This is a genomic window from Flavobacterium sp. WG21, assembly GCF_000335775.1.
In the GTDB taxonomy this organism is placed as follows: domain Bacteria; phylum Bacteroidota; class Bacteroidia; order Flavobacteriales; family Flavobacteriaceae; genus Flavobacterium; species Flavobacterium tructae.
In genome coordinates, this window is the sequence record NZ_AMYW01000025.1 from 61,321 (window position 1) to 84,170 (window position 22,850).

Here is a 22,850-nt window from a genome sequence, read left to right on the forward strand (position 1 = left end):
TGAAAAGAGTTTCTTAATTCGTTTCCTGAAGACGAATTATTAGAAATAGAATCCTGTTGCTTTTACTACAGTTGTGGTCTTTACTGTAGCTTTAGTATTACGCTTTAAAGAATAAGGAATCTGCTTGTGGTATTTTAGTGCTTTGCTTTTTTATTGCAAATGATTCGTGACTGTTTGTAAGAATCATTGTTGGCGGTGCGCCCTTTAAAACTGGGTGTTTTTTCATAATTAAGTGTTTTTTAAGGTGTTGTGTTTTTTAATCAGCGGTCAAATATATATAAATTATCTTCATTGTTAGCAATATTTTCGCATAAATTGTGCAATATTTTTGCATAATTTTTTCAGATAATGTTTTTTTATTCTGAAAAATCCCATATTTACTGAGTTTGTGGCTCTTTGTAGGAGGGTTTGTGAAACTCAAATCTTATTTAGACTTTTTGTTTTAAAAAAAAGGTATTTTTACCATATGAAAATCGCACTTATACAATCCAATCTTTACTGGGAGAATGCTTCAGAGAATAGAAAGCAGTTTGAGGCCAAAATCAATTTAATCGATGCTGACGTTAATCTGATCGTACTGCCGGAAATGTTTTCAACGGGATTTACGATGAATGCCGCAGCTGTTGCCGAAACGATGCAAGGGGAGACTATCTCCTGGATACAGTCTTTGGCGAAACAAAAAAATGCAGCTATTGTGGGAAGTCTCGTTATTGTGGAGAACGAGAAGTATTACAATCGAATGGTATTTGTTTTTCCGTCAGGTGAACTTCAATATTACAACAAGCGCCATTTGTTTTCGCTTGCAGGAGAAGATCAGTTTTATACCAGAGGAGATGAAAAAGTAATTGTGAATTATCTGAATTGGAAGATTTGCCTGCAGGTTTGTTATGACTTGAGATTTCCTGTTTTTGCCAGAAATGTCGAAAACTACGATTTACTGCTGTATGTGGCCAACTGGCCCAAAGTAAGAACCAACGCCTGGGATGCTTTGCTTAAAGCCCGTGCGATCGAAAATCTGAGTTATGTGATTGGGGTTAACAGAGTAGGGCTGGACGCCAATAATTTTGAACATACTGGCCATTCGCAAGCGGTTGATTTTTTAGGAAATTATATTCTGGAACCACAGGAGAGTGAAGATGTTTTTGTGGTGGAATTGGATAAAAATTCGATGTTGGAAACCCGAAAAAAACTTGATTTTTTAAGCGATAAAGATGTGTTTAGAATCGATTTTTGATTCTAATTCGAAAGCTTATTTTTGAGGTTTTTCTAAGACGATAATTTCGTTCTTAGGATTTTTGGTACGGACAGCAATTTTTTGGTACACCCATTCTGTTCCTTTTTTGAAAGCAGAAATGTTTAGTTTACCCTTTCTTTTGGCTCCGTTGACTCTCACGGATAAATTAACGGTATTGTGATTGTTGGAATACATAACGTTTCCTTCCAGAATAGCCAGTTTATCGATAGGTTCAATTGTGCCAATATTTTCAAGTATGCTTGGGTTTTTATTCGCTTTTTCAATTGCTTTTTCAAAAAGCAGCTCGTCTGAATAAGCTTTGGCGATATCAGTAATGCTATCTTGAGAGGTTGATGCAGCTAAAATTCCAATTAAAAAGATACATAGGAAGGCGGAAGGTAAAAACCATTTCCAGTTTCTTTTAAACCAGTTTTCTTTTTCAATTAAATCGTTTTCCATAGCGCTGCGCTCAGCTATTAAAATTTAAAAGGCTTTCCTTTTTTTCTCCTCGTCTTTTTTCTTTTTTTCTGCTTGTTTTTTCTCTACTTCAGGATTGAACGGGATACTTAAATCAATAGCCTGATCGACATCCCAATTGGTGCGGACATCTACTGGGGTTTGGTAATAAAATACTTCTTCGGCGTACTTTTTATTCAGGAAATCTCCTGAGTCATAAATTTTGTTCTTATTGTCGTCGTAGATTATTCGAATCGTAAATTTATCAGGGACTAATAAATTGAATTCAATTTTAGTCTTGCCTTCAGAATAATCACTGGCGTATACAACATCCCCTTTTGCGTTAGTCGCTTCAACAATAATTGGAAAACGTTTAACATTTTTTAGGTTTAGAACCAGGTTTCCATAATCGGCAGGTTCTTTTGTGCTTAGTTTAATAGCCAGAGTGTCATTGGTTTTTTCGTAAAAATCAGTCAGTGCACCCGGGAAAAATGTTATGCTGTATTTTTCAACAGGCTCTTTTTTGAAATCAACATAGAGTTTTTGCTCAAATTCATCGTATTCTGTAGTAAAATCTACAGCAGTTGAATCTTTGTTAACCAATCGAATTTTTGATTTGTCAAATTTTACCAGCGGGGTAGTTGATTCTAAGGTAAATCGATCACGGAAATTGATAGTCCCGTTTTGAACAGCGGTTATGTTTAAAGTGTCTTTCTTTTGGTCTTTAATTTTTACACTAAATCTTTTGTTGTATTTTTCTTTACTAACCTCTACTACCAAAGAATCTGCTTTAACTTTTAGAGGTTTGTACCAAATTTGCAGGGAATCCTTTTTAGGAAATGCGGTAACAATCGTTTCCATGGTGTCGTTCCCGTGTTTCAGGACCACTTTAGGTTTCGAAAGTTTAAAGTTTTGCTTGCTTTCGTAAGGAAGGTACAGCCTGTTTCCTGAGGCTTGTACAGGTTTTACAGCTTTAAACGGAAGAACTTCTTTGAATAATTCCAATTCAAAAACAGTGTCGTTCGGAACGGTAATGTAGTGTTTGATAAAGCCAATTTTATCATCTTTCGGGTTGTATCTGTTGTTGCTTCCTTTGTCTTTCAGGGCCATCAACAGGTATTTTCCGGCCTTTAAGTTTTCTAATTTGAAAGTACGTAAACTGTCCAGCGTATTGGTAATGTAGCGCGGACTTTGCTTGTAAATTAAAGAATCCTGGTAGGTATCGTTTATCTCATAAAGCATTACCGAAACAAAATTATCTACATTTTTCTCATAAGCATCTTTAATTTGTCCGCTTATCGAAAGCGAATCAATAGAAGGGCCTGTTGAAAAAACATATTTGAATTGGTTTATCGAGTTTCCTTCGTTGTTGTCTGCTATACTTTGTCCGAAGTTAAAACTGTAGGTAGTGTTCGGCAGCAAAGTGTCTTTTATTTTAATCGTGATCACTTTACTCGGTGTGGTAGGTAAAATCAACGGCTCATGTTTCATTGGCGGCGAAACAATAAGCTGCTTGTTGAGGTTTTTAAGTTTTACATACTCGTCAAAACCCAGAATAATTTCGTTGCCTTTAAAATCAGTACTGAAATTTTTAGGCGAGCTGTATTTTAAAACCGGAGCCAGTGTGTCTTTTAGTCCGCCGGTAATGCTGCCGCGTTTGGCACAGCTTAACATAAAAAAGACCAGTAAAAATGCAATATATCTAAAGTTGTTTTTCAACATAACGGTTTCTGAATTTGATTGCACAAAATAACAATTATATTTGCTTTAATTGAAACTTTTTAGCCATTTATTAGGATTTACAGCTTTTGCAAATTGCTCTTTTTTTTAAAATTCAAAACAATAACAGCGAAGAATTTCTTACTTTTGGGTTTAAAATGTAATTTTTCCTAAGTTTTGATCAAAAGATTTTTTATTGGTTTCTTAATTCTTTTTCTGATTTCCTGTAATAAGAATGAAAAGCCGGTTGTTGCTTTTTATTACTGGAAAACCATTCTGAAATTATCTGAAACGGAGAAGCTTGCTTTGAAGGACAATGAAGTCACTAAACTTTATATCAGGTATTTTGATATTGGCCAGCATCCCCAGACCAAAGAACCCATTCCGCTTAGTCCGATTCGTTTTCAGGACGCCGTAACCAAGTTCGAAATTGTACCCGTAGTATTTATTCAAAACAAAGTTATGTTGTCTTCTTCTCTTGATGTGGAGGATCTGGCGCAGAAAACAGTTCGTCTGATTGAAGAAATCAGCACGAAGAACAAAATTACATCTCAGGAAATTCAGATCGATTGCGACTGGACCCTTAAAAGTAAAGACAACTATCTTAAATTTATTGAGCGTGTTAAAAAGCTTTCCGGAAAAAAACTCTCCGCAACAATTCGCTTGCATCAGGTGAAATATTTTAAGAAAACTAAAATTCCGAACGTAGATTCCGGAGTTTTGATGTATTACAACATGGGGTCAATTGCTCCCGATTCCTTAAATTCGATATACGATCAGAAAATTGCAGAACGCTATTTAAAAAGCCTGAAAAAGTATCCGATGCATCTCGATTTTGCCTTACCAATATATTCGTGGGGAATTCATATCCGAAACCAAAAAGTGATTGGTTTGCGCTCTAAAATGAATGTAGCTGAACTCAAAAAGGATCCAAATTTTCAACAACTAAGCGGAATCTTTTTTAAAGCGAAAAAATCCAATTATAAGAATGGAGTTTTTTATGAAGAAAATGACCTCTTAAAAATGGAGGCGATTACGGCAGCAGATTTAAAACAAATGGCAGAAGAGCTTTCCGAAAATGTAGCGCAGCAGCCAAAAGAAATTATATTTTACGATTTAGACGAATTCAATTTAAAAAACTATGAAAAGAATATTTTTGAACAAGTTATTTCTTGTTTCTAGTGCGGTTTTACTTTTTGCATACGGAGTAATTTATGCTTGTGCGGATGGCGATTGGGATTATTTTGGATCGTACAGTTCTAATTTTACTCCCGAAACTTTTGCAGACAAATCGTATTCACCGCTTTTCCTGTCGGGTGGAATTTTCTACGGAATTGGTTTTGATACCGAGCACAATTCCCGTTTCAATAAAGATATCAAGTCCGATTGGGGAACGTACCTTAAAGGGAAAATAGATACCACTACTGTCAATTATTTTTTAATTGGAGACGAAAAGCCGGATTATTACTCGGAGAATAAAAGTCCGATAAAAAACAAGGAAGAAATCAAAGATCTTCATGTGTATTATAAAAGCAAAAAGGAAAATAAATCCTCTTTGAAGTGGGGGAAAAAGATCTCGCTGAAGGATGATAAAGTAAAAAGCTTTGTCGAGTTTTTGTATCTGGCGCAAAAAATAGAAACCGTTTCTATTAACAGAGATTATTGGAGTTACGATCCGGTGGAGGCAAAAACATTCAATGATGCCAAAATGATTCAGTCTATCGAGAATGTGTACAATACGACTTCGGATCCTTTTATGAAAAACAGATATTGGTTTTTGACCATGAAAGCTCGTTTTTACAGCAACAACAAACAAAAAGCCATTGATTTTTTTAATAAAACAGAAAAATCGGTTCCTAAAAATGTGCTGTATTACCGAGCACTTTCCTACGTGGCAGGAGTGAATCACAAGCAAAATAAATATGCAGCTTCAAACTATTTGTACGCACAGGTTTTTGATAAATGCCCGGAATTGAGAACCGTTACTGCTTATTGTTTTAGTCCGAAAAATGAAACCGACTGGAATAAAGCGTTGACGATGGCTAAAAATAATAAGGAGAAAGCAGCGCTTTGGGCTGTTCGTGGTTACTACAAAGACGAAAAACAGTCCATTGAAAAGATTTATGAATTAGATCCTAAAAGCGAACATCTGAATTATTTGGCAACACGATTAGTGAACAGGCAAGAGGAAGCGATAAACAATTCGTTTCAGAAGGATGGAGGAGAAAATCAGCCTATGAAAAAACTTAGTGTGGCTGAGAACAAAACCGAAAATCAGGTGAAGGTGGATCAAAAAACATTGGATTTAATCGCTAAAATTTCGGCAGCAGGAAATACAGACCGACCTTACTTATGGGATTTGTCTCTGGGGTATTTACAGACTTTAAAAGGAGATTATGCCAATGCAGATAAGAATTTTGATAAGGCGGTAAAAACGCTTCCTAAAACAGAACTGGCAGGAATGCAATTGCGTTTGCTTCGTTTTGTAAATAATTTGAGCAAAATAGATAAGCTTACGGATAAAAACGAAAAAACAATCCTCGCCGATTTAAACTGGTTGTATTTTGAACTTCCAAAGAATTACAAAGGGCAGGAATTTCGTTATCAGAATGCTTCTTCCTGGAGCAGAAGTTATTTGTCAACACTTTACAGAGAAAAGGGGAATCCGGTAATGGCTGAAATTTATGGCGAATCGCGTTACAGTTATTGGAACGATGGAAATTCATTCTATGACAATGAAAAAGTTTTATTGGACATGAAAGCTTTCTTGTCTAAATCCAATAAATCTGAAATTGAAAGTATCGGAGCAGGGATTTATAGTTTGAAATTGAAGGATATCAATAATTTTCAGGCGGTTCAGGCAACCTTTAAAAATAAAATACCGGAAGCTATTGAGTACATGAAACAAACCGATTCGGTTCAATACAGCAAGTTTCTGGGGAATCCGTTTAACGGAAATATAAAGGACTGTCATGACTGCGATCACACGGCGTATCAAAAAAGAAAATATACTTTTATGGATTTCCTGACCACCATAAAGGAAATGCAGGGTAAACTGGCTCAAAAAGAAGACATGTACACGAATAGCTTATTGTTGGGTAACGCCTTTTATAATATTACACATTTCGGAAACGGAAGAACTTTTTATGAAATCACAATTATAGGTTACGGTTCAAGTCCGTATTCTTTCAGGGATTCGATGAAGCGAATGATAACCAATTGTGATCTTCCTAGAATGTACTACCAAAAAGCGTTGGAAGCGGCCACAACAAAAGAGCAAAAGGCAAAATGTATTTATATGCTGGCGAAATGCGAACGAAACGAATATTACAATAATAAGTACAACAATCTTAAAAACTGGTGGGAAGCCGACGACGATAAAATTAATTTTATTGCCTGGAGTGGTTTTAAAGCGCTGCAGAAAGACTATTCGGATACGAAGTATTATCAGGATGTTATTGCCGAATGCGGTTACTTTAATACGTATGTAAATCAATAATTGAAATTAAAATTTAGAGGTTATGGTAAATAAAATTGAGCATATTGGAATTGCCGTGAAGAATATGGAAGATGCCAATGTGCTGTTCGAAAAATTATTGGGCGTTCCGTCCTATAAAATGGAGTCGGTAGAAAGTGAAGGGGTTTTAACCTCGTTCTTTCAAACCGGAACCAATAAAATTGAGCTTTTGGTGGCGACGAATCCTGAAAGTCCTATCGCAAAGTTTTTGGAGAAAAAAGGAGAAGGAATCCATCATATTGCTTTTGATGTCGAAGACATTCATGCCGAAATCGCCCGTTTGAAAAATGAAGGTTTCGTGCTGATTAACGACGTTCCTAAAAAGGGAGCCGATAATAAATTAGTGGTTTTTTTACATCCAAAGAACACAAATGGTGTTTTGGTGGAACTTTGTCAGGAAATTAAATAAAAAATTTTCTTTTTAAGATTCGAAATAAGCAGTTGAAAATCAATTGTGTTTTAGGAAACACAGGGTGTTGTTTGAAATTAAATGCAAATCATCTCCCAAAATATTTGGAGTGAATGAAAAATAGTAGTAATATTGCATCCTCAAACCGGTCCTATAGCTCAGCTGGTTAGAGCACCTGACTCATAATCAGGTGGTCCCTGGTTCGAGCCCAGGTGGGACCACTACAGGAATAAAGCCTTTACAGCAATGTAGAGGCTTTTTTGTTTTATCAATTAATTAGGATCAATATTACAAACCGGACAGGTTTTTAAAACCTGTCCGGTTTATTTGTTTATAAGGAGAGAAAATGTATTGGCTCATTTCAAGGGCTGCTATCAAAAAAGAGATTGTAGATTTTATTTATGCCTTGTTTTTTAAAGATTCCGGAAATTAATTTAATTTTTCTTTACCCGTTCCAAAAGTATAAGTATATCCAACGTAAGGAAAATATTTAAACATTCTGGCTTGTTCTAAATTAAAGGTACCATTACTTAAACTGGTTTCAATGATAAACGGTGGAGACTGACCTACGAGATTGTTAACTCCAAAGTACAATCTGGATTGGTTGCCGGATTTCGTTTTTTTTGTTTTTGAGACGCCAACATCGACATTGTAATTTCTCGGTAGGCGGTAATTATTTGGCTTCGATATTTCGTTGCTTTGGTTGGGATCTACTGGGTACGAGTCTTTTTTATCATTATAGGAAAAAGATTCTGGTGCCGAGATTAAAACACCGGAACTATAATTAAACATGGTGGATAGTACCCAGGATTGATTAATATTCCAGGTAACAGCTCCTTTTATTTGATGGGTTATATCGTTTGGAGAATTAAACGTCTGACCATTATTTATTGTGGGAAATCTCAATGTCGATTTGCTCAGGGTATACGATGTCTGTACATCAAACTTTTTGAACTGCTTGGAAAATTCAAGTTCCAGGCCTCTTGAATTGCCAAACCCGATTAGAGGGGATTGTATTTCGTCTTGATCTGGAGTATCATAAAGGGGTTGATACATTAAAATATTGGATACTTTTTTTTCGTATAGCTGTAGTCGGATGTATCCTTTGTTTAAAGTTTTTTCATAGCCTGCTTCATAGATAAAAGCTTTTTCCGGAGGTAACTGATCTGTACTCGGCATTCGTAAATCTGAGGGTAAGGCATAGGTATTCTGGGTAATTTGATGATAAAATTGCTCCATTATGGCATAAGAGGCAAAGAGACTATTAGAAGTGTTGTACTTATAAACCAAACTGGTACGGGGCTGAAAAGAATTATAAACCTTGTTTTTAGTTAAAAAAGTTGCATAATGAAGACCCGCTTTTATTCGAACTTTATCAGACAGCGTTATATCATTGTCCCAATAGGTTTTGAAATGTAGTGACTTTATCAATTGCTCTCTTTCAATATTTTTACTGGAAAAATTGGTCATATTTATTCGTAAGCCTATAGCACTATTTAGGAATGACGACCAGTGATAATTCAGGTTGTTTTCGATACCTATATCTGTAATGCGAAACTTTCTGGTTCCATCCTCATCTGCATTGGCAAATTGGTTGTTATAGTTGCTTAGCATTAGAACCGAATTCTGAAACAGTCTGGGATTATATACCCTGTTCCAGCGCAAAGAAAGTGTTCTGTTGTTCCAGGTAAGCTGAGGTGCTTCGGAAGAAAAGAAATTTACACGAATAAGATCTCCGCCGGTATAGGCACCAAGGTAAAGCCGATTGGAGGAATTAATAAAATAGTTAATCTTAAAATAGGCATCATACATCCGATATTTAAAATTAATATCCTGATCAAAAATCGCTTCGGTCAAAGCATCAATCCAGCTTCTTCTCGCACTAATCATAAAAGACATCTTGTCTTTTATGATAGGTCCTTCAATCATCGCAGAACCCGTTAGTAAGCCAATATTAGCGGCCCCATGGTAGGACTGCATATCGCCATCTTTTGTTTTAACATCTATGACCGATGATAGTCTTCCTTCGTAACGGGCCGGAAAGCCGCCTTTGAAAAAACTTATTTGTTTGATGGCCTGCGAATCGAAAATAGATAACAAACTTGTAAAATGATTGTAATTGTAAATAGGAACACCGTCTAATAAAACCAGATTCTGATCGCTTGAGCCTCCTCTTACATTTAAAGAAGTGCCGTAGGTGCCCGGTTTTAGCGTAAGAAGTTTTAACGGGTCTGATTGCCCCATTAGAAAGGGAAGAGCGTTAACATGTTGCGTATCGATTATGCTGGAAATCTCATTTAAAGGTTTTTTGGATGACTTAACTTCAACCGGAGCAAGGGATAGTCCCATTGTAAGATTGAAGTTTTTTTTAATGGTTTTGTTTACCAGTATCGTATCTGTTTGTGAAGTAAAACCGGTATAACTCGCATTTATGATGTACTTGTTTTCGGGTAATGTTAGCGTATAATAGCCATAATCATTACAATTAACAGCAATGTTTGTATTTAAAACTCGTACGGTAGCGTAGGGTAGCGCTTCTTTACTGTCGCCTGCATAAACAAAACCGCTAATAGTAAAGGGGTCAGGAGCTCGCGAAACCGTGTAGATAATTATTTTATTGTCTTTTTCGAGAAATTTTACTGATTCTGTTTCAAAAAGAAGATGTAGAAGTGTTTTCAATTTATAAGTTCCTTTGTCGATCTTTATCTTTTTGCCAAGATTGAGTTTATTATTACTGAGGGATAAATTTGCGCCTTGTGCTATAATGGCAGTAATATAAGCTCCGATACTATCATTTTCTATTTGGATAGTGATCTTTTTTTCCAGTAAGCTTGTTTTTTGTGCTTGTAGAGATCCGGCACAAAAGAAAAGTACAAAATAGAATGAAGTTGTTAACCAGTTATTTATGGGAGAATTACTTTTCACACGATATGTTTTTCACCCAAACAGTATTGCCTTTTTGTGTATAACTAAGCCCAAACAATAAACGGAATTCTTCCAATATTTCTTTTATGGATTCGTTCTTGAAATTTGTGGTAACGGTGCAGGAATCAGAGATTTTGCCTTCTACCTGTATTTTAATATGATAACAATCTTCAATATCCTCAAAGGCTTTTTGAAGTGGAGTATTTTCGAAAGAAAGAGACTTTGTTTTCCAGGAAAGTAAGTTTTTGTCGGCTGTGTCACTTTTAATTAAGCTGTTGGAAACGTAATGAACGGCCTGTTTTTTCTCCAAAATGACTGTTTGATTAGTAGGAGTGGCGGTAACCTTGACTTTTCCTGTAATCACGTCTACCGATTTTTCTTTTTCTGTTGTTGTTACAACAAAAGAAGTTCCTAAAACTTTTACGGATAGAGTACCCGTATTTACAGAAAAAGGTCTGCTCTCGTCATGTTTTACTTCAAAAAAAGCTTCCCCATTTAAACGGACAGTTCGGTTGTTCCACAGAAATCTTCTATAACTAATACTCGAATTGTCGTTCAAAGTAACTATTGAGCCATCACTCAATTCGACACTTTTTACCTGCCCGTTAATTGTCTGAACAGTTATCTCGGTATTTGCATACAAGAAAGCGAACGTGCTTATTAAAATAAAAACGGCTGCAACAGCTGTCGCGTATAGATATTTTTTGTACAGCTGAAATACGGTTGTCTTTGTGGAGGATAAATTTGGAGCTATGCGGTTCCAGGCATTAGCTGTTTCAAATAACTGAGGAGAGTCTAATGGCTGACTTTCTGCAAAAAAAATCTTAAGCGAGAGGTATTCATCAGGATTGTTTTTTATCCAATTCATTAACACAGCTTCTTCCTCAGGTTTCGTTTCTCCTGAAAAATGTTTTGCTAATAATACATTAATATCTTGGCTGTCCATGGTTATACCTCTTTTAAATAAAACACAAATTCTTTTAAAACCCCCACTATATAATAACTAAAATACCATATTTTAAAGAAAATAATTAAGTTGGGATGTTGTTTAACAAACTCCCGTATATGTTTGATGGCTTTGCCCATCTGGTTTTCTACTGTTTTTATTGATATTCCTAATTTTTCTGCAATTTGCTTATAGCTTAATTTTTCAAGACGACTTAGTTTGAAAATTTCAAGACATTTTGGTGAAATTCCATTAAATGCCTGTTCTATAAGCTGATTAGCATCTGGTAAGGGTTTCGTTTCTTGGATTTCTTCGGCAATATCGGCAGACATTTCGTCAATGTCAAGCATATAGATTTTTTTTCTCAGAATAGATATGCACCGATTCTTAACCGCTATATACAGGTAATATTTAAGGCTCTTTTCAGAAAGTAAATCCTTGCGGGTTTCCCATATTTTAATCATCAATTCCTGCACCACATCTTCACTTTCATCCCTATCCTGAAGATACTTATAGGCATGATTACATAAGGGCTGATAAAGCTCGTTGAACAATTGTTTAAAATGCTTTAGGTCCTCATTCATATCATAAAAAGTAGGGAGATTTTAAATTTTTATTGCAGCGTAATAGGGGTATTTTATTTTTTGACGTATTAGTAATAAGGCAGTGTAAGATATTCTTGCCACAAATTTAAATTTATTAACTATAAAGTAATTAAAACAAATGAAAAAGTCAATTATTGTATGCGTAATTTTTTTAACATTCGGTACAACTGTAGTAAAAGCACAAGAAATCGGTAAACATGAAGTAAATCTAACCTATAGCGATGGTATACCAATGACTTTTGTAGAAGGTTTTTCAAATGCATTATCTTCTGCAATTCTGGGGCAAAAATTAAATTCTGAGACAACTTCTTCCGGAAATTTTGGTTTGGGGTATCGATATCAGATCACTGAACGAATAAGATTAGGTGGTGATGTCGCTTTTCAACAGGAACAAACCAAACAAAGCGACAAAAACAACATACTTATTGCTAAGAGAACCAATAACTATTTTATGGTCATGCCTACGTTATCGTTTAGTTACATAAAAACAGAATGGTTGGATTTTTACGGTTCCGCTGCTGCAGGTGTTATTCTGGACAGATATACAAGCACAGAACCTAACAAACCAGCCGTTAAAGACAATAATGTAGATTTTGCTTTTCAGGTTAATCCTGCAGGTCTTCGCGTAGGTAAAAAACTTGGGGGATTTGTAGAAGCAGGATTTGGACATAGAGGAATTATCAGTGCAGGTCTAAACTATAAATTTTAAATACTAATTTGACCTGTGGGTGTACTTAATGAAAAAATGAAATACCTCCATCTAAAATATTTAACCAATCTGGAAGAATATTGTACAGAGAATTAACCTTTAAATAGCTTTTAAAAAGACCGTCTCATTATCCGAAACGGTCTTTTTGTATTTTACAACACATCCCTTTTGTTGAATAATGCAAACCTTTTTTTGTAAGGAAAGGAGTTTAGATTTGTAAAAACAGAAATGAGAATTTTATACTAGAAGCGATATTTTGCTGCCACAGATATATTTCTGCCCGATGCATTGATACCCGATGCAAAAACACGGTACTGTAGGTCTAAAATATTCTCAATTCCGGCATAAAGCGAAATATTTTTATCGACCATAAAGGATGTTTTGAAATTAAAGGTTTGCCATGACGGCATACCTCCTTTTGGAGCATATTTTTGGTTGTCCTCACCATTTGTAGAATAATCGCTTATATCTTTCTTGCCATTAAATAATGTATAGAAATCCAGAAGTATTATTTTATTTTCATATTTCAATCCTGCTTTTCCATATATTGGAGAGATATGATCCAATGGAGTATTCCCCGTGCGGTTCATTATTTCTCCTTTGGTAAAAGTTACCGTACCATAAATTCCCAGTGGTTTTGTGATGGCCATTTTCAGGGTGGAAGAAAAACCGCCTACATAAGCATTCCCTTTATTTTGCATGGCAAAGACCTCGCTTTGCACTCCTTCGTATATCACCGAACTTTGTCCATTGTACAAAAAATGATCGGTAACAATGGCATCAAAAAGACGGGTATAATAAACCGTATTGTCAAACTGAATTCTCTTTCCCTGCCCAAATGCTACAGTAAAATCGGCTGTTACTGATTTCTCAGGAGCAATATTTCGATTAGGTACAATCAAGGTTCCGGGCACTGATTCGAAAAGCTTTCCTAAATCATCCACGTTTGGGACTCTGTAGCCCGAAGCCAAATTGAAAACCAATTTAGTACTCTGAATATTCTTTACCATTCCGGCAGTACCGCTGTATGTGAAGTTACTCTGCTCGATGACATCATATGGAAGTCGGAAAAAAGAATTATTAGCAATAGTACTTTTTAAGGAAGAATAACCGGTACGAATCCCCAAATTATAGAAAGTAGTTTCGTTTATTTTTTCATTATAAGTTGCAAAAACATCTGCTCTAAAGGTATGATTTATACCGTTTGGGTAACGAGTATCTGTTGGAGACACAATACCGGTGATGCGGTTTGAACTGGTAGCAGTCGAATTTAGATTATCATAAAAGAATTCGGTTCCGTAAAGAAAGTCACCCTTGCCTAGTTTCGTTCTGAAATCTGCGTTAAAAGCAAATACATTTACTTTTTCGACCTGACTTTTAGTTTTATCATCGTTAAATTTTCTTGAGATTCTGCTTTCTTCAATGTTTTGATAGCTCATTCCAAGATTCATATCACTGTTGAACAAGGCCTTTTGTTTCGAAAATTTATAAGCTGAAAGAAATCTTTTCTGCGGACCGTAATTCCAAACAGCATGTTTCAACCCCGTACCTGATGGATCTGTAAGACGATCATATCTTGGCACATCTGAAGAAGTCGAATATTGAAGATTCAAGCTGTGCTGTGTATATTCATCTGGTTGAAAAAGTATCTTTTGCATGACATTATATTGCTTATATCCGGAAAACTTTTGAATAAGTGGATTCTTATTCTGCACCAAATAATCTACATTGTTTGTAGTTTCAACATATTGAGGACGCTCGCCAAAAGATTCATTTTTTCCTTTAGGATTGCTTCCCATTCTCAAATCGCCGTAATCATTATACGAGAAAGAGGATAGAGAGCTCCATCTTTTGCCTGCAAAATTAAAATCAAAATACTGTGTTGATCCTGTATTGGCACTGTTGTATCTTACCATTGCATTTCCTGAAAACACTTTGTTATCCGTTTGGGACAGAAACATGGGGTTTTTGGTTCTCATATTGATGGCGCCACCCAACGCATCGCTCCCAAAAATGGTAGATGCGGGTCCGAAAAGAACATCAATTCGTTCCAATGAATTTTCGTCAACAGTAATTATATTTTGTAGATGTCCTCCTCTGTAAATAAGGTTGTTCATTCTGATTCCATCCACCAGAAGCAGAATCTTATTGGCTTCAAATCCTCTTAAAACGGGACTTCCTCCGCCTTGTTGCGATTTCTGAACAGATACGGTACCTGTGTTGGCTAGTAAATCGGCAGTGTTTTGGTTTTTTTGAAACTCTATTTCCTTTCGCGAAATGTGTTTAACATCCTGAGTCGACTTGGAGTAGCGTTCTGTAATGATATGTATCTCTTTTAATTTTTTAGGCTCTGTAGTGTCCAAAATTTGTTGCGAATAAGCTGTAATAGCACCAAAGAATACTATTAAAAAATATGTTTTTTTCATGTAATATTAAATTAGTTTGAAATTTTCTTTTGAACAGAAAAGGTGTTGATATGGTATTATAGAGTGTTAGGATTACATAACTCCTATAAAATCTATGAATGCTAATTATTGTTTTCTGTGTAACATAAAAGGAGAGTAAAAAGCATTATTTCTTTTTCTTGTACATAGAAGGCTTTTCTATGATAATTATTTTTTCACTATATATCTTCTCATTTAAATGAATGTGTACAATGTAAGTTCCGGAAGGTAATCCCTGAATGGTTACTTCTTTCTCAAATATGTCATTGTTGATAGGTTCGCTTTTTTGCTCTCTAACGATTCTGCTGTTTACATCCATTATGCTATAGTAAAAACTCTTTCCGGCACAATCAATAAATTTGATGTTGAAATGTGTAGTACACGGATTTGGGTATAAGATGTATTTAGGTTTAAGTACAGGAGGATTTTCAACTGCCAGATTTTCACAGATTCCTATCTTAGACCAAGTGGATTGGTCCTGATTAGGTTGTTTGTTTTTGTTAATTATCAAGGCTCTGTAAATAATGTCTTGATAGATTACCTGATCTCCAATTAAATAATCAGTTGAAATATTCCATGCCATACTTTTGCAATTTTTGCTCACTATATTCAAATTTGCAAATGTATATTCGGTACCATTTTCAAGAACAGCGATGGCTGTGAAATAGTGGTCTCCCGAACTTATGTTAGTAAGAACAGATAAATAAGGAGATTTATTTATTGTAGAAATTATTTCCCCATTGTCTTTAATGATAATGTATGATAATACAGCATCAGGATCAGTAACATTGAAAGTGAATAAAAGGTCCTTTCCAGTGTCTACCACCTGATTATTTTCAGAAGAAGAAATCATACTAATAGTTGGGTTTGTTTTCGCAACAATAATTACAGGAGCCGAGCTGGTCACGTTTCCGGTATTGTCTGTAGCCTTTGCTACTATCTGATAAGTTCCCGCAGATACCTTTTCCCAATTGTATGTATACGGGCTGGTTGTTGCAGTCGATAATAAAGTTGCTCCGTTATAGAATTCTACTTTAGAAATTGTTCCATCAGAATCGACTGCTGCGGCATTTATTGTAATACTTGCAGGAGCAATGAATGTAGTATTATTAACGGGAGCAGTAATTCTTACTGTCGGAGCCTGATTATTAGTAACAACTATGTTTACGGCAGAAGATGTTGTCGTTGCATTTGTATTATCATATGATTTTGCCGTTATAGCATAAGTTCCCATAGCCACATTTTTCCAATTGTAGGTATACGGGCTGTTTGTCGAAGTTGATAATAAAGTTGTTCCGTTATAGAATTCTACTTTAGAAATTGTTCCGTCAGAATCGGCTGCTTCAGCATTGATTGTAACAGTTGCGGGAGCAATGAATGTAGTATTGTCAACAGGAGAAGTGACTCTTACTGTAGGAGCCTGATTATTAGTAACGACCAGGTTTACCACGGCTGATGTTGCTGTTACATTTGCATTATCATATGATTTTACCGTTATGGCATAAGTCCCCACAGGTACATTTTTCCAATTGTAGGTATAGGGACTAGTTGTTGAAGTTGCTAATAAAGATCCTCCGTTATAGAATTCTACTTTAGATATTGTACCATCAGAATCGGTTGCTATAGCATCGATAGTAATACTTGCAGGAGCAGTAAATACAGTATTATTGGCAGGAGCAGTAATGGCTGCTGAAGGTGATTGATTGACAGGGGTATTTACTGTAATTGCAATTGCAGAAGAAGTGGTAACATCGTCATCATTATCATAAGCTTTGGCTGTTAATGTGTACGTTCCGGCAGCTACGTTTTTCCAATTGAAAATATACGGACTAGCATTAACGGTTCCTAAAAGTGTAGCGCCATTATAGAATGCTACTTTGTTTATATTTCCGTCGGCATCTTTAGCTGCGGCGGATATATCAAAAGTGACAGGAGCAACATAAATTGCATTGTCGGCCGGAGTGGTAATACTTACTATGGGTGGCTGGTTTACTCTGACTGAAACAGCAGAAGAAGCGGCAACATCTCCATTATTGTCGTAAGCTTTGGCAGTTAAGGTGTATGTTCCGGCAGCTATGTTTTTCCAATTGAAAGTATATGGACTTGCATTAACGGTTCCTAACAAGGTAGAGCCATTGTAGAATTCTACTTTGTCTATACTTCCGTCGGTATCATTAGCCGTGGCTGAAATATCGAAAGTGGCCGGAGCAGCATAAATTGTATTGTTGGCTGGAGCGGTAATGTTTACTGTTGGTAGTTGGTTTACTTTGACTGAAACAGCAGAAGAAGAGGTAGCTATTCCATTATTATCGTAAGCTTTAGCAGTTAAGTTGTACGTTCCGGCAGCTATGTTTTTCCAGTTGAAAGTATACGGACTTGCATTAACGGTTCCTAACAAGGTAGTGCCATTGTAGAATTCTACTTTGTTTATGTTTCCGTCGCTATCGTTAGCTGTAGCTGATATATTGAAAGAGGCTGGAGCGGTATATATTGCATTATCGGCCGGAGTGGTAATGCTTACTGTTGGAGCAATGTTATTAGTGACAGTAAAGTTTACGGGAGCGGAAGAAATAACCAACCCATTATAGTCATAAGCCTTTGCTATAAGAGTGTACGCTCCGGTACCTATTCCTGTCCAATTATAATTGTAGGGACTGTTAGTGGATGTGCCAATTAAAGAAGCTCCTATATAGTATTCCACTTTGCTTACGGAACCCTCTACATCGGCAGTAATATTAATTGTTGCAGGAGCGTTATAAGTAGCTGCATTAACAGGAGCAGTAACGTTTATTTTTGGCATATTGTCTAACCCGCAAAAAACAATTTCCGCTACATTACAATATCCACCCGCAGGAGATAAGTATCTTACATATCTGAATGCAGTGCCATTGGAAACAGTAACCTCGTTCCATCCCAGAATAGGAACGGAAGGAATAGTGTATAGATCCACTACCCCAATACTGAAATCAGCAACATTGCTCCCTTGGAATTTTCCTCCTGTCATTCTACTTTCTCTAGTTGCTCTTGGATAAAAGCGTATCCCTTTAACAACTTTTGCTGTTCCAAAATCTAATCCGGTATAACCATTATTAGTTGTACTGGCTTGAAAAGTGGTACTTAGGTCTCCGTCAAATGCTTTATCATATGTAGAATATGAGTAATAAGGAGCAGTACCAAAAGAGCTGCCTGAAAGCGGAGAACAAGGAAAAGTAACATTAACAGTTATAGGGGAAGAGTCTGTAGTTCCACCGCTATTATCATACGCTTTAGCAGAGAGCGTGTAAGTTCCTATTGGGGCATTTCTCCAATTATAACTGTATGGGCTGGTTGCTGAAGTCCCTAACAGAGTGGTGCCATCGTAAAACTCCACTTTACTGATAGTGCCATCAGAGTCAGAGGCTGTGGCATAAATAGTAATAGTTGCAGGATTCTTAAAGACTGCATAATCGTCAGGTGAAATAATGGAGACTGTTGGGTTTTGATTTCCCACTACCACAGTAATATTAGGGGAAATGGCTACAGCATTTAGATTATCATAAGCCTTTGCATAAAGTTGATAAGTACCGCCAGGAACTCCTGTCCAGTTAAACGAATAAGGACTTGATGTAGCAGTGCCAAGTAAAGTGGTACCCTGATAAAATTCGACTTTACTTATCGAGCCATCTATATCAGATGCAGCTGCCGTAATGTTTATATTCGCAAGAGTAGTAGTGTAAAGTTCATTATTGAGTGGTGTCGTAATGTTTACTGCTGGAAGCTCATTAGAAGCACAGAACTCAATCTCCGCTACATCACAATAACCACCGGCCGGAGATAAATACCTGTAATATCTGTAGGCAGTACTGTTAGGTATACTAACGTCCTGCCAGGCATAAGTTGGCTGGGTTGGGATGGTATACAGATCTACAAAACCAACGGAAGTAGACGTATTGGAACCTTGAAATTTTCCACCTGTCATCCTTATTGCTTGTGACGTTCTTGGATAATATCTGACATTTGTAACCACTTTTGCTGTTCCAAGATCTAATCCGGTGTAACCTGAACTAGATGAACTAGCACTAAAATTTGTATTTATATCTCCGTCAAATGCTTTATCATATTCAGAACCTGTTGTCCAGGGAGAAGTCCCAAAGGGAGTTCCCGTGACTTTATTACATACAAAAGTCGTCGTAACAGTTACTAAGGCAGAACTTTTCTTATTCCCCAGATTATCATAAGCTACAGCAGTCAGGTCGTATTTTCCTGACAATACTCCACTCCATGAATAAGTATAGGGAGAAGACACACTTGTGCCTAGTAACGTAGTTACGTTATAGAATTCTACTTTACTAATAGTTCCTGAGTTTACGGAGGCTGTTGCATTGAGGTTGATAGTAGCAGGACTGCTAAATGTTGTATTGTTGACAGGCGAAGTCATAGCAACCGTAATGTTACTCGGGGGAGGAACCAGATCACTTTGCCATACCCCTCTTCCATAATAATAAACATTCAATATACCTTCAGAAATACCATCATTATAAATGTCCATATCTGTTATCGAGCAAATTATAGGAAGACCCGAAGAGTAATTTATCCAGTATGGTTTAGTATTGTCCTTATAATAAACGCCAAGGGAGTAAGAAGCATAGACAGCCTCATTCGTGCTTTTACTATCAGCTAACACCTTTTGCACTTGTGCTGTAGGAAATCCTTTTGTAGCTGTCCATGTTGTTCCTTTATCTGCAGAGCGATAAATGGTATTTCCAAGCCCTAAGTATAAAACATCTGAATTGGGTATAGGAGCTACAGAGCCATTAGTGGACGTAGAAGGAAGTGTTGTCTGAACAAAAGAAGCATCAGTCCTTGCATTGTCCGATCTAAATAATGCGGGTAAATCTGTAAATACATACAAACGATCTGCATTACCGGGATCTATCTGAAGGTCTTTTACAGTGCCGGACGGTACGGTGTAAATAAGTGTCCAGGAAGGAGAAGCTGAAGTTAGGTTCAGGCAACGATAAATTTTTCCGGCATTGGCGTGGTAAGCAATATCGGCATTTTCTGGAGTGAAAGCAAATCTTCCGCCCGATGGAGTTTGTGGTAGATTTAAGCTTACGCTAGAACCCGAAGGATAAGGGTTTTTATATCCGTTTGAGTCATAGTAAAAATTACTTGAATAATCAAACCACATATACGGACCAAAGTCGCCCCCTCTGTCATTATAAAAGGTACCGTTGTTAGAGTAAAATCCACCATTATCTTGTGTCCCTATATAGAGTAGATTTCTATTCGTTTTGGAAAGAGTACCACGATAAATTTCGGTGGCTGCTATACCGTCAGATTTTGGGGTCCAGGGGCCTGTTCCGTTAGTGGTGTTGCTCCAGACTCCGCCATCGTTGGCATTCCAGAGTTGACCGCTAACATAAGGATCAAATACAATATGGTGTTGGTCAGTATGAAGATCTGAAGCCCATGATAATTGTTGCTGTACCCATGTAACACCCGCATCTGTAGAACGCCATATCACATGAGCACATACATAAAGCTCATTTGAATTAACAGGATTGACTTCAAAATCAAAATTATAATCTCCCTGGCCACTTTCAGTTGCCGAATATCCGGCAAGACATTCCGTGGTCGTACGCATGTTTGTAAAGGTACTTCCTCCATCTGTTGATCTGTAAATTTCTCCTATAGAATTAGCGCCAACATGGGCAACATAAACAACATTTGGATCGGCTTCAGAAACGGATACTCTTGTTCCGTTAGCTCCAAATACAAAGGCTGGAGAAGTGATTTCAGTCCAGCTGTTTCCGGCATCAAGAGAACGATAAAAATTTTTAGAAGCTGTTGCATAAATTGTCTGACCGTTTGTGTCCGGTTTGTAACAGATATCCTGAACTTCAATACCCGGAACAGATTTTAAGGTCCAGTTAGCACCCGCGTCTGTCGATTTATAGATGCCGTTATTGGTAGCTGCAATGATTGTATTGTTATCCGTAGGAAGAAAAAGCATGTGTATAACCAATCGATTGCCCATTCCGGCATTAGATACTGTCCAGGTGGCTCCTCCATTGATCGTTTTATAGACACCCAAACCATTATAAGAATAATTTGCATCACCTGTTCCCCAATACATCACCTGATCGTTGGTAGGATCTACGGCGATGGAGGCAGATTGTGCCTTAACAACCTGATCGGTTCCTAATGATTTCCAGTTAAGGCCTTTATCATTACTCTGATACAATCCCCCTGAAGCACTGGCAACATACATTTTGTTAGGATCTGTAGCGTGAAATTTAATTTGACTACATCGTCCAATACCGTGTACCTGACCAATGGTTTTCTCCGGAAAGGCTATTGGTCCAATGTTTTTCCAATTAGGAATAGGGGTTTGAGCACTTGTACCGTTAAAGAAAAGAAAGCATACAAGTAACACTGCAATACGTAGATTTGTTTGCATAGATTATTTTAAGATTATCGGGGAATTATTTTTATTTTTTTTGCCTGCTTTGTAGTTCCTGTTGGACCATCTCCTGAATTTCATCGGGAGTCATTACCCTTCCGTCAGATTTTACAAAACCTTCGCTTTGGATTCTCCAAAATTTAAATTTCTTAAAATCTTCGGCGTACTGAAGCGATTCTTTTTTTAGTGTTCTATTGCTTTTAAAGAGTCTGGAAATGAATGATCTTTCTTTTAATTCTTCCAACGCTTCTTCTTCTCCCTCCATCAATTCTAACGGATTGGGTTTTCCTTTCCAAAATTCATTAAAAGCAACATTAGTTTCATTGAAGTTTGCATTAGGATCCTTCATCATTTCTTTCCATTTCGCACTTTTACGAAACTCTTTCAGTTTTTCCTTTTTAATCTGTGATTGGGCAATTGACAGTTGCAAAAAGAATAACAATGGAAGCAGTATAATAGCAGTTTTCCTCATTAGATAATAGATTTAAGTTAATTGTTTGCTTTTAGGGGCTAAGCAAGCAAAAATGTAAATGAACTTTTTTCGGTTTTTCTTTGTATATGAATCTTTTTTAAATAAAAAAAACTTACTATAAAAAGACATAAGTTAAGTTGTCGGAATTGAGTTAGTTTTCTTTAAATCAGGTGTTTTTGTCTTCTGATAATAGCTGATTTGTTCCCTGATTTAGAATTCAAAAAAAACGCGGTTTAAAACTTACTTTGATTAGAAATAGACTCAAATTTTTGTTTTATATAGGGCAAAAGTATCGCTTTAGTCTTGCTTTTAACGAGCTATTGTAATAACTGTAATTGGTGTGTAATGGGAGGTTATTTGTGGTTAATATCTGGTTTTTTGAATAGAAAGCAGTTGCTCGTGTTTTAGAGTAGTTAGTTTTGCGAAATAACAGTGTAATGAACTAAAACGGATGTATTTTTTTCGTAAATCACGCAATCCGGATTTATTGTGATAAAAAAGGAGTTTTGATTTGTGGAAATAGAAAACTAACAGACAGGAATATACGTAAATAGCAGTGGAGGATTGATACTTTAAGGTTTATTCTTACGGTAAAATGGGCAGATTATTTTTGTTTTGCTTTTTTTGTTTTAAACCTTGTGGTTCTATAAAAATCTTATACATTTGTCGCACAATTCGCTGTAAGCCCCTGTTTTTGTGAGAATTGTAGTAGATAAAAATAAGTTTAACAACCTACCTTGCTGTTTTGCAGCATGTTAAAATTATGAAGACAATAAAGACCGTTTTTTTTACAGTTTGCCTGACCTTGATAAGTGGTTTGAGTGCTTTGGCACAATCTATACCGCCTCCACCAGATGATCCAAACGATCCGGACATAGTGCCAATAGACGATCATTTAGTATTTTTGGCAATAGTGGCCGTTGTTTTAGGGATTACAATTATATATCGAAAATAAAATAAAAAAAGCTC

General features: G+C 36.4%; 15 protein-coding genes and 1 tRNA gene. 7 read left to right on the plus strand and 9 right to left on the minus strand.

What is annotated here, in order from left to right; translation table 11 throughout:
- Positions 1-97: 97 nt before the first annotated feature.
- A complete protein-coding gene (locus C245_RS24750; RefSeq protein WP_255348305.1) occupies positions 98-226 on the minus strand; it encodes a hypothetical protein in 129 nt (42 codons plus the stop codon).
- Between the two features lie 240 nt (positions 227-466).
- Here C245_RS24750 and C245_RS0116540 point away from each other — a divergent pair, with 240 nt between their 5' ends.
- Complete coding sequence (locus tag C245_RS0116540) at positions 467-1,234, plus strand: nitrilase family protein (protein ID WP_017497723.1); 768 nt, start codon at positions 467-469, stop codon at positions 1,232-1,234.
- Positions 1,235-1,249: 15 nt separating this feature from the next.
- On the opposite strand, the gene C245_RS23205 is transcribed toward C245_RS0116540, so the two are convergent.
- Both C245_RS23205 and C245_RS0116550 read right to left on the minus strand, forming a co-directional pair.
- Complete coding sequence (locus C245_RS23205; protein WP_017497724.1) at positions 1,250-1,693, minus strand: cytochrome c oxidase assembly factor Coa1 family protein; 444 nt, start codon at positions 1,691-1,693, stop codon at positions 1,250-1,252.
- A 24-nt stretch (positions 1,694-1,717) separates the two neighbouring features.
- Positions 1,718-3,412: an Ig-like domain-containing protein gene (locus tag C245_RS0116550; RefSeq protein ID WP_017497725.1), complete on the minus strand. Its 1,695-nt coding sequence runs from the start codon at positions 3,410-3,412 to the stop codon at positions 1,718-1,720.
- Positions 3,413-3,586: 174 nt separating this feature from the next.
- On the opposite strand from C245_RS0116550, the gene C245_RS0116555 reads away from it, so the two are divergent.
- From C245_RS0116555 to C245_RS0116570, 4 genes are all read left to right on the plus strand, one after another.
- Positions 3,587-4,591 carry a hypothetical protein gene (locus tag C245_RS0116555; RefSeq protein WP_017497726.1) on the plus strand — a complete coding sequence of 335 codons (1,005 nt, stop codon included), beginning with the start codon at positions 3,587-3,589 and terminating at the stop codon, positions 4,589-4,591.
- The gene (locus tag C245_RS0116560; RefSeq protein WP_017497727.1) at positions 4,551-6,908 is read left to right on the plus strand and encodes a hypothetical protein; all 2,358 of its coding nucleotides are present in this window, start codon (positions 4,551-4,553) and stop codon (positions 6,906-6,908) included. Before C245_RS0116555 ends, C245_RS0116560 begins: the two co-directional genes overlap by 41 nt.
- 22 nt (positions 6,909-6,930) lie before the next feature.
- A complete protein-coding gene (gene mce / locus C245_RS0116565; RefSeq protein WP_017497728.1) occupies positions 6,931-7,335 on the plus strand; it encodes a methylmalonyl-CoA epimerase in 405 nt (134 codons plus the stop codon).
- A 147-nt stretch (positions 7,336-7,482) separates the two neighbouring features.
- A tRNA-Ile gene (locus C245_RS0116570) sits at positions 7,483-7,556 on the plus strand.
- A 208-nt stretch (positions 7,557-7,764) separates the two neighbouring features.
- Here the strand turns inward: C245_RS0116570 and C245_RS0116580 are convergent.
- From C245_RS0116580 to C245_RS23210, 3 genes are read right to left on the minus strand one after another with little or no spacing between them, the layout of a single operon-like run.
- Positions 7,765-10,260 (minus strand): TonB-dependent receptor, encoded by a 2,496-nt coding sequence (locus C245_RS0116580; RefSeq protein ID WP_017497729.1) that lies wholly within the window; start codon positions 10,258-10,260, stop codon positions 7,765-7,767.
- Positions 10,250-11,206, minus strand: coding sequence for a FecR family protein (locus tag C245_RS0116585; RefSeq protein WP_017497730.1), 957 nt, complete (start codon positions 11,204-11,206; stop codon positions 10,250-10,252). The genes C245_RS0116580 and C245_RS0116585 overlap by 11 nt, the downstream gene beginning before the upstream one ends.
- Before the next feature lie 2 nt (positions 11,207-11,208).
- Positions 11,209-11,790, minus strand: a complete 582-nt coding sequence (locus C245_RS23210; protein ID WP_017497731.1) for an RNA polymerase sigma-70 factor — start codon at positions 11,788-11,790, stop codon at positions 11,209-11,211.
- A gap of 139 nt (positions 11,791-11,929) precedes the next feature.
- On the opposite strand from C245_RS23210, the gene C245_RS0116595 reads away from it, so the two are divergent.
- A complete protein-coding gene (locus C245_RS0116595; RefSeq protein WP_017497732.1) occupies positions 11,930-12,520 on the plus strand; it encodes an outer membrane beta-barrel protein in 591 nt (196 codons plus the stop codon).
- Between the two features lie 242 nt (positions 12,521-12,762).
- On the opposite strand, the gene C245_RS0116600 is transcribed toward C245_RS0116595, so the two are convergent.
- From C245_RS0116600 to C245_RS0116610, 3 genes are all read right to left on the minus strand, one after another.
- Entirely contained in the window at positions 12,763-14,946 is a 2,184-nt protein-coding gene (locus C245_RS0116600; RefSeq protein WP_017497733.1) for a TonB-dependent siderophore receptor, read from the minus strand.
- A gap of 145 nt (positions 14,947-15,091) precedes the next feature.
- The gene (locus C245_RS0116605; RefSeq protein ID WP_017497734.1) at positions 15,092-21,406 is read right to left on the minus strand and encodes an Ig-like domain-containing protein; all 6,315 of its coding nucleotides are present in this window, start codon (positions 21,404-21,406) and stop codon (positions 15,092-15,094) included.
- 31 nt (positions 21,407-21,437) lie between these two features.
- Positions 21,438-21,881: a hypothetical protein gene (locus C245_RS0116610; RefSeq protein ID WP_017497735.1), complete on the minus strand. Its 444-nt coding sequence runs from the start codon at positions 21,879-21,881 to the stop codon at positions 21,438-21,440.
- Positions 21,882-22,644: 763 nt separating this feature from the next.
- Between C245_RS0116610 and C245_RS0116615 the strand changes: the two genes are divergently transcribed.
- Entirely contained in the window at positions 22,645-22,836 is a 192-nt protein-coding gene (locus C245_RS0116615) for a hypothetical protein (protein ID WP_017497736.1), read from the plus strand.
- Positions 22,837-22,850: the final 14 nt, after the last annotated feature.

What these genes read in the sequence shown, in the direction of transcription:
- C245_RS0116540 (WP_017497723.1), top strand. Translation starts at nt 467, where the DNA reads ATGAAAATCGCACTTATACAATCCAATCTTTACTGGGAGAATGCTTCA.
- C245_RS0116610 (WP_017497735.1), bottom strand. Translation starts at nt 21,881, where the DNA reads ATGAGGAAAACTGCTATTATACTGCTTCCATTGTTATTCTTTTTGCAA.
- C245_RS23205 (WP_017497724.1), bottom strand. Translation starts at nt 1,693, where the DNA reads ATGGAAAACGATTTAATTGAAAAAGAAAACTGGTTTAAAAGAAACTGG.
- C245_RS23210 (WP_017497731.1), bottom strand. Translation starts at nt 11,790, where the DNA reads ATGAATGAGGACCTAAAGCATTTTAAACAATTGTTCAACGAGCTTTAT.
- C245_RS0116600 (WP_017497733.1), bottom strand. Translation starts at nt 14,946, where the DNA reads ATGAAAAAAACATATTTTTTAATAGTATTCTTTGGTGCTATTACAGCT.
- C245_RS0116550 (WP_017497725.1), bottom strand. Translation starts at nt 3,412, where the DNA reads ATGTTGAAAAACAACTTTAGATATATTGCATTTTTACTGGTCTTTTTT.
- C245_RS0116560 (WP_017497727.1), top strand. Translation starts at nt 4,551, where the DNA reads ATGAAAAGAATATTTTTGAACAAGTTATTTCTTGTTTCTAGTGCGGTT.
- C245_RS0116615 (WP_017497736.1), top strand. Translation starts at nt 22,645, where the DNA reads ATGAAGACAATAAAGACCGTTTTTTTTACAGTTTGCCTGACCTTGATA.
- C245_RS0116605 (WP_017497734.1), bottom strand. Translation starts at nt 21,406, where the DNA reads ATGCAAACAAATCTACGTATTGCAGTGTTACTTGTATGCTTTCTTTTC.
- C245_RS24750 (WP_255348305.1), bottom strand. Translation starts at nt 226, where the DNA reads ATGAAAAAACACCCAGTTTTAAAGGGCGCACCGCCAACAATGATTCTT.
- C245_RS0116595 (WP_017497732.1), top strand. Translation starts at nt 11,930, where the DNA reads ATGAAAAAGTCAATTATTGTATGCGTAATTTTTTTAACATTCGGTACA.
- C245_RS0116585 (WP_017497730.1), bottom strand. Translation starts at nt 11,206, where the DNA reads ATGGACAGCCAAGATATTAATGTATTATTAGCAAAACATTTTTCAGGA.
- mce (WP_017497728.1), top strand. Translation starts at nt 6,931, where the DNA reads ATGGTAAATAAAATTGAGCATATTGGAATTGCCGTGAAGAATATGGAA.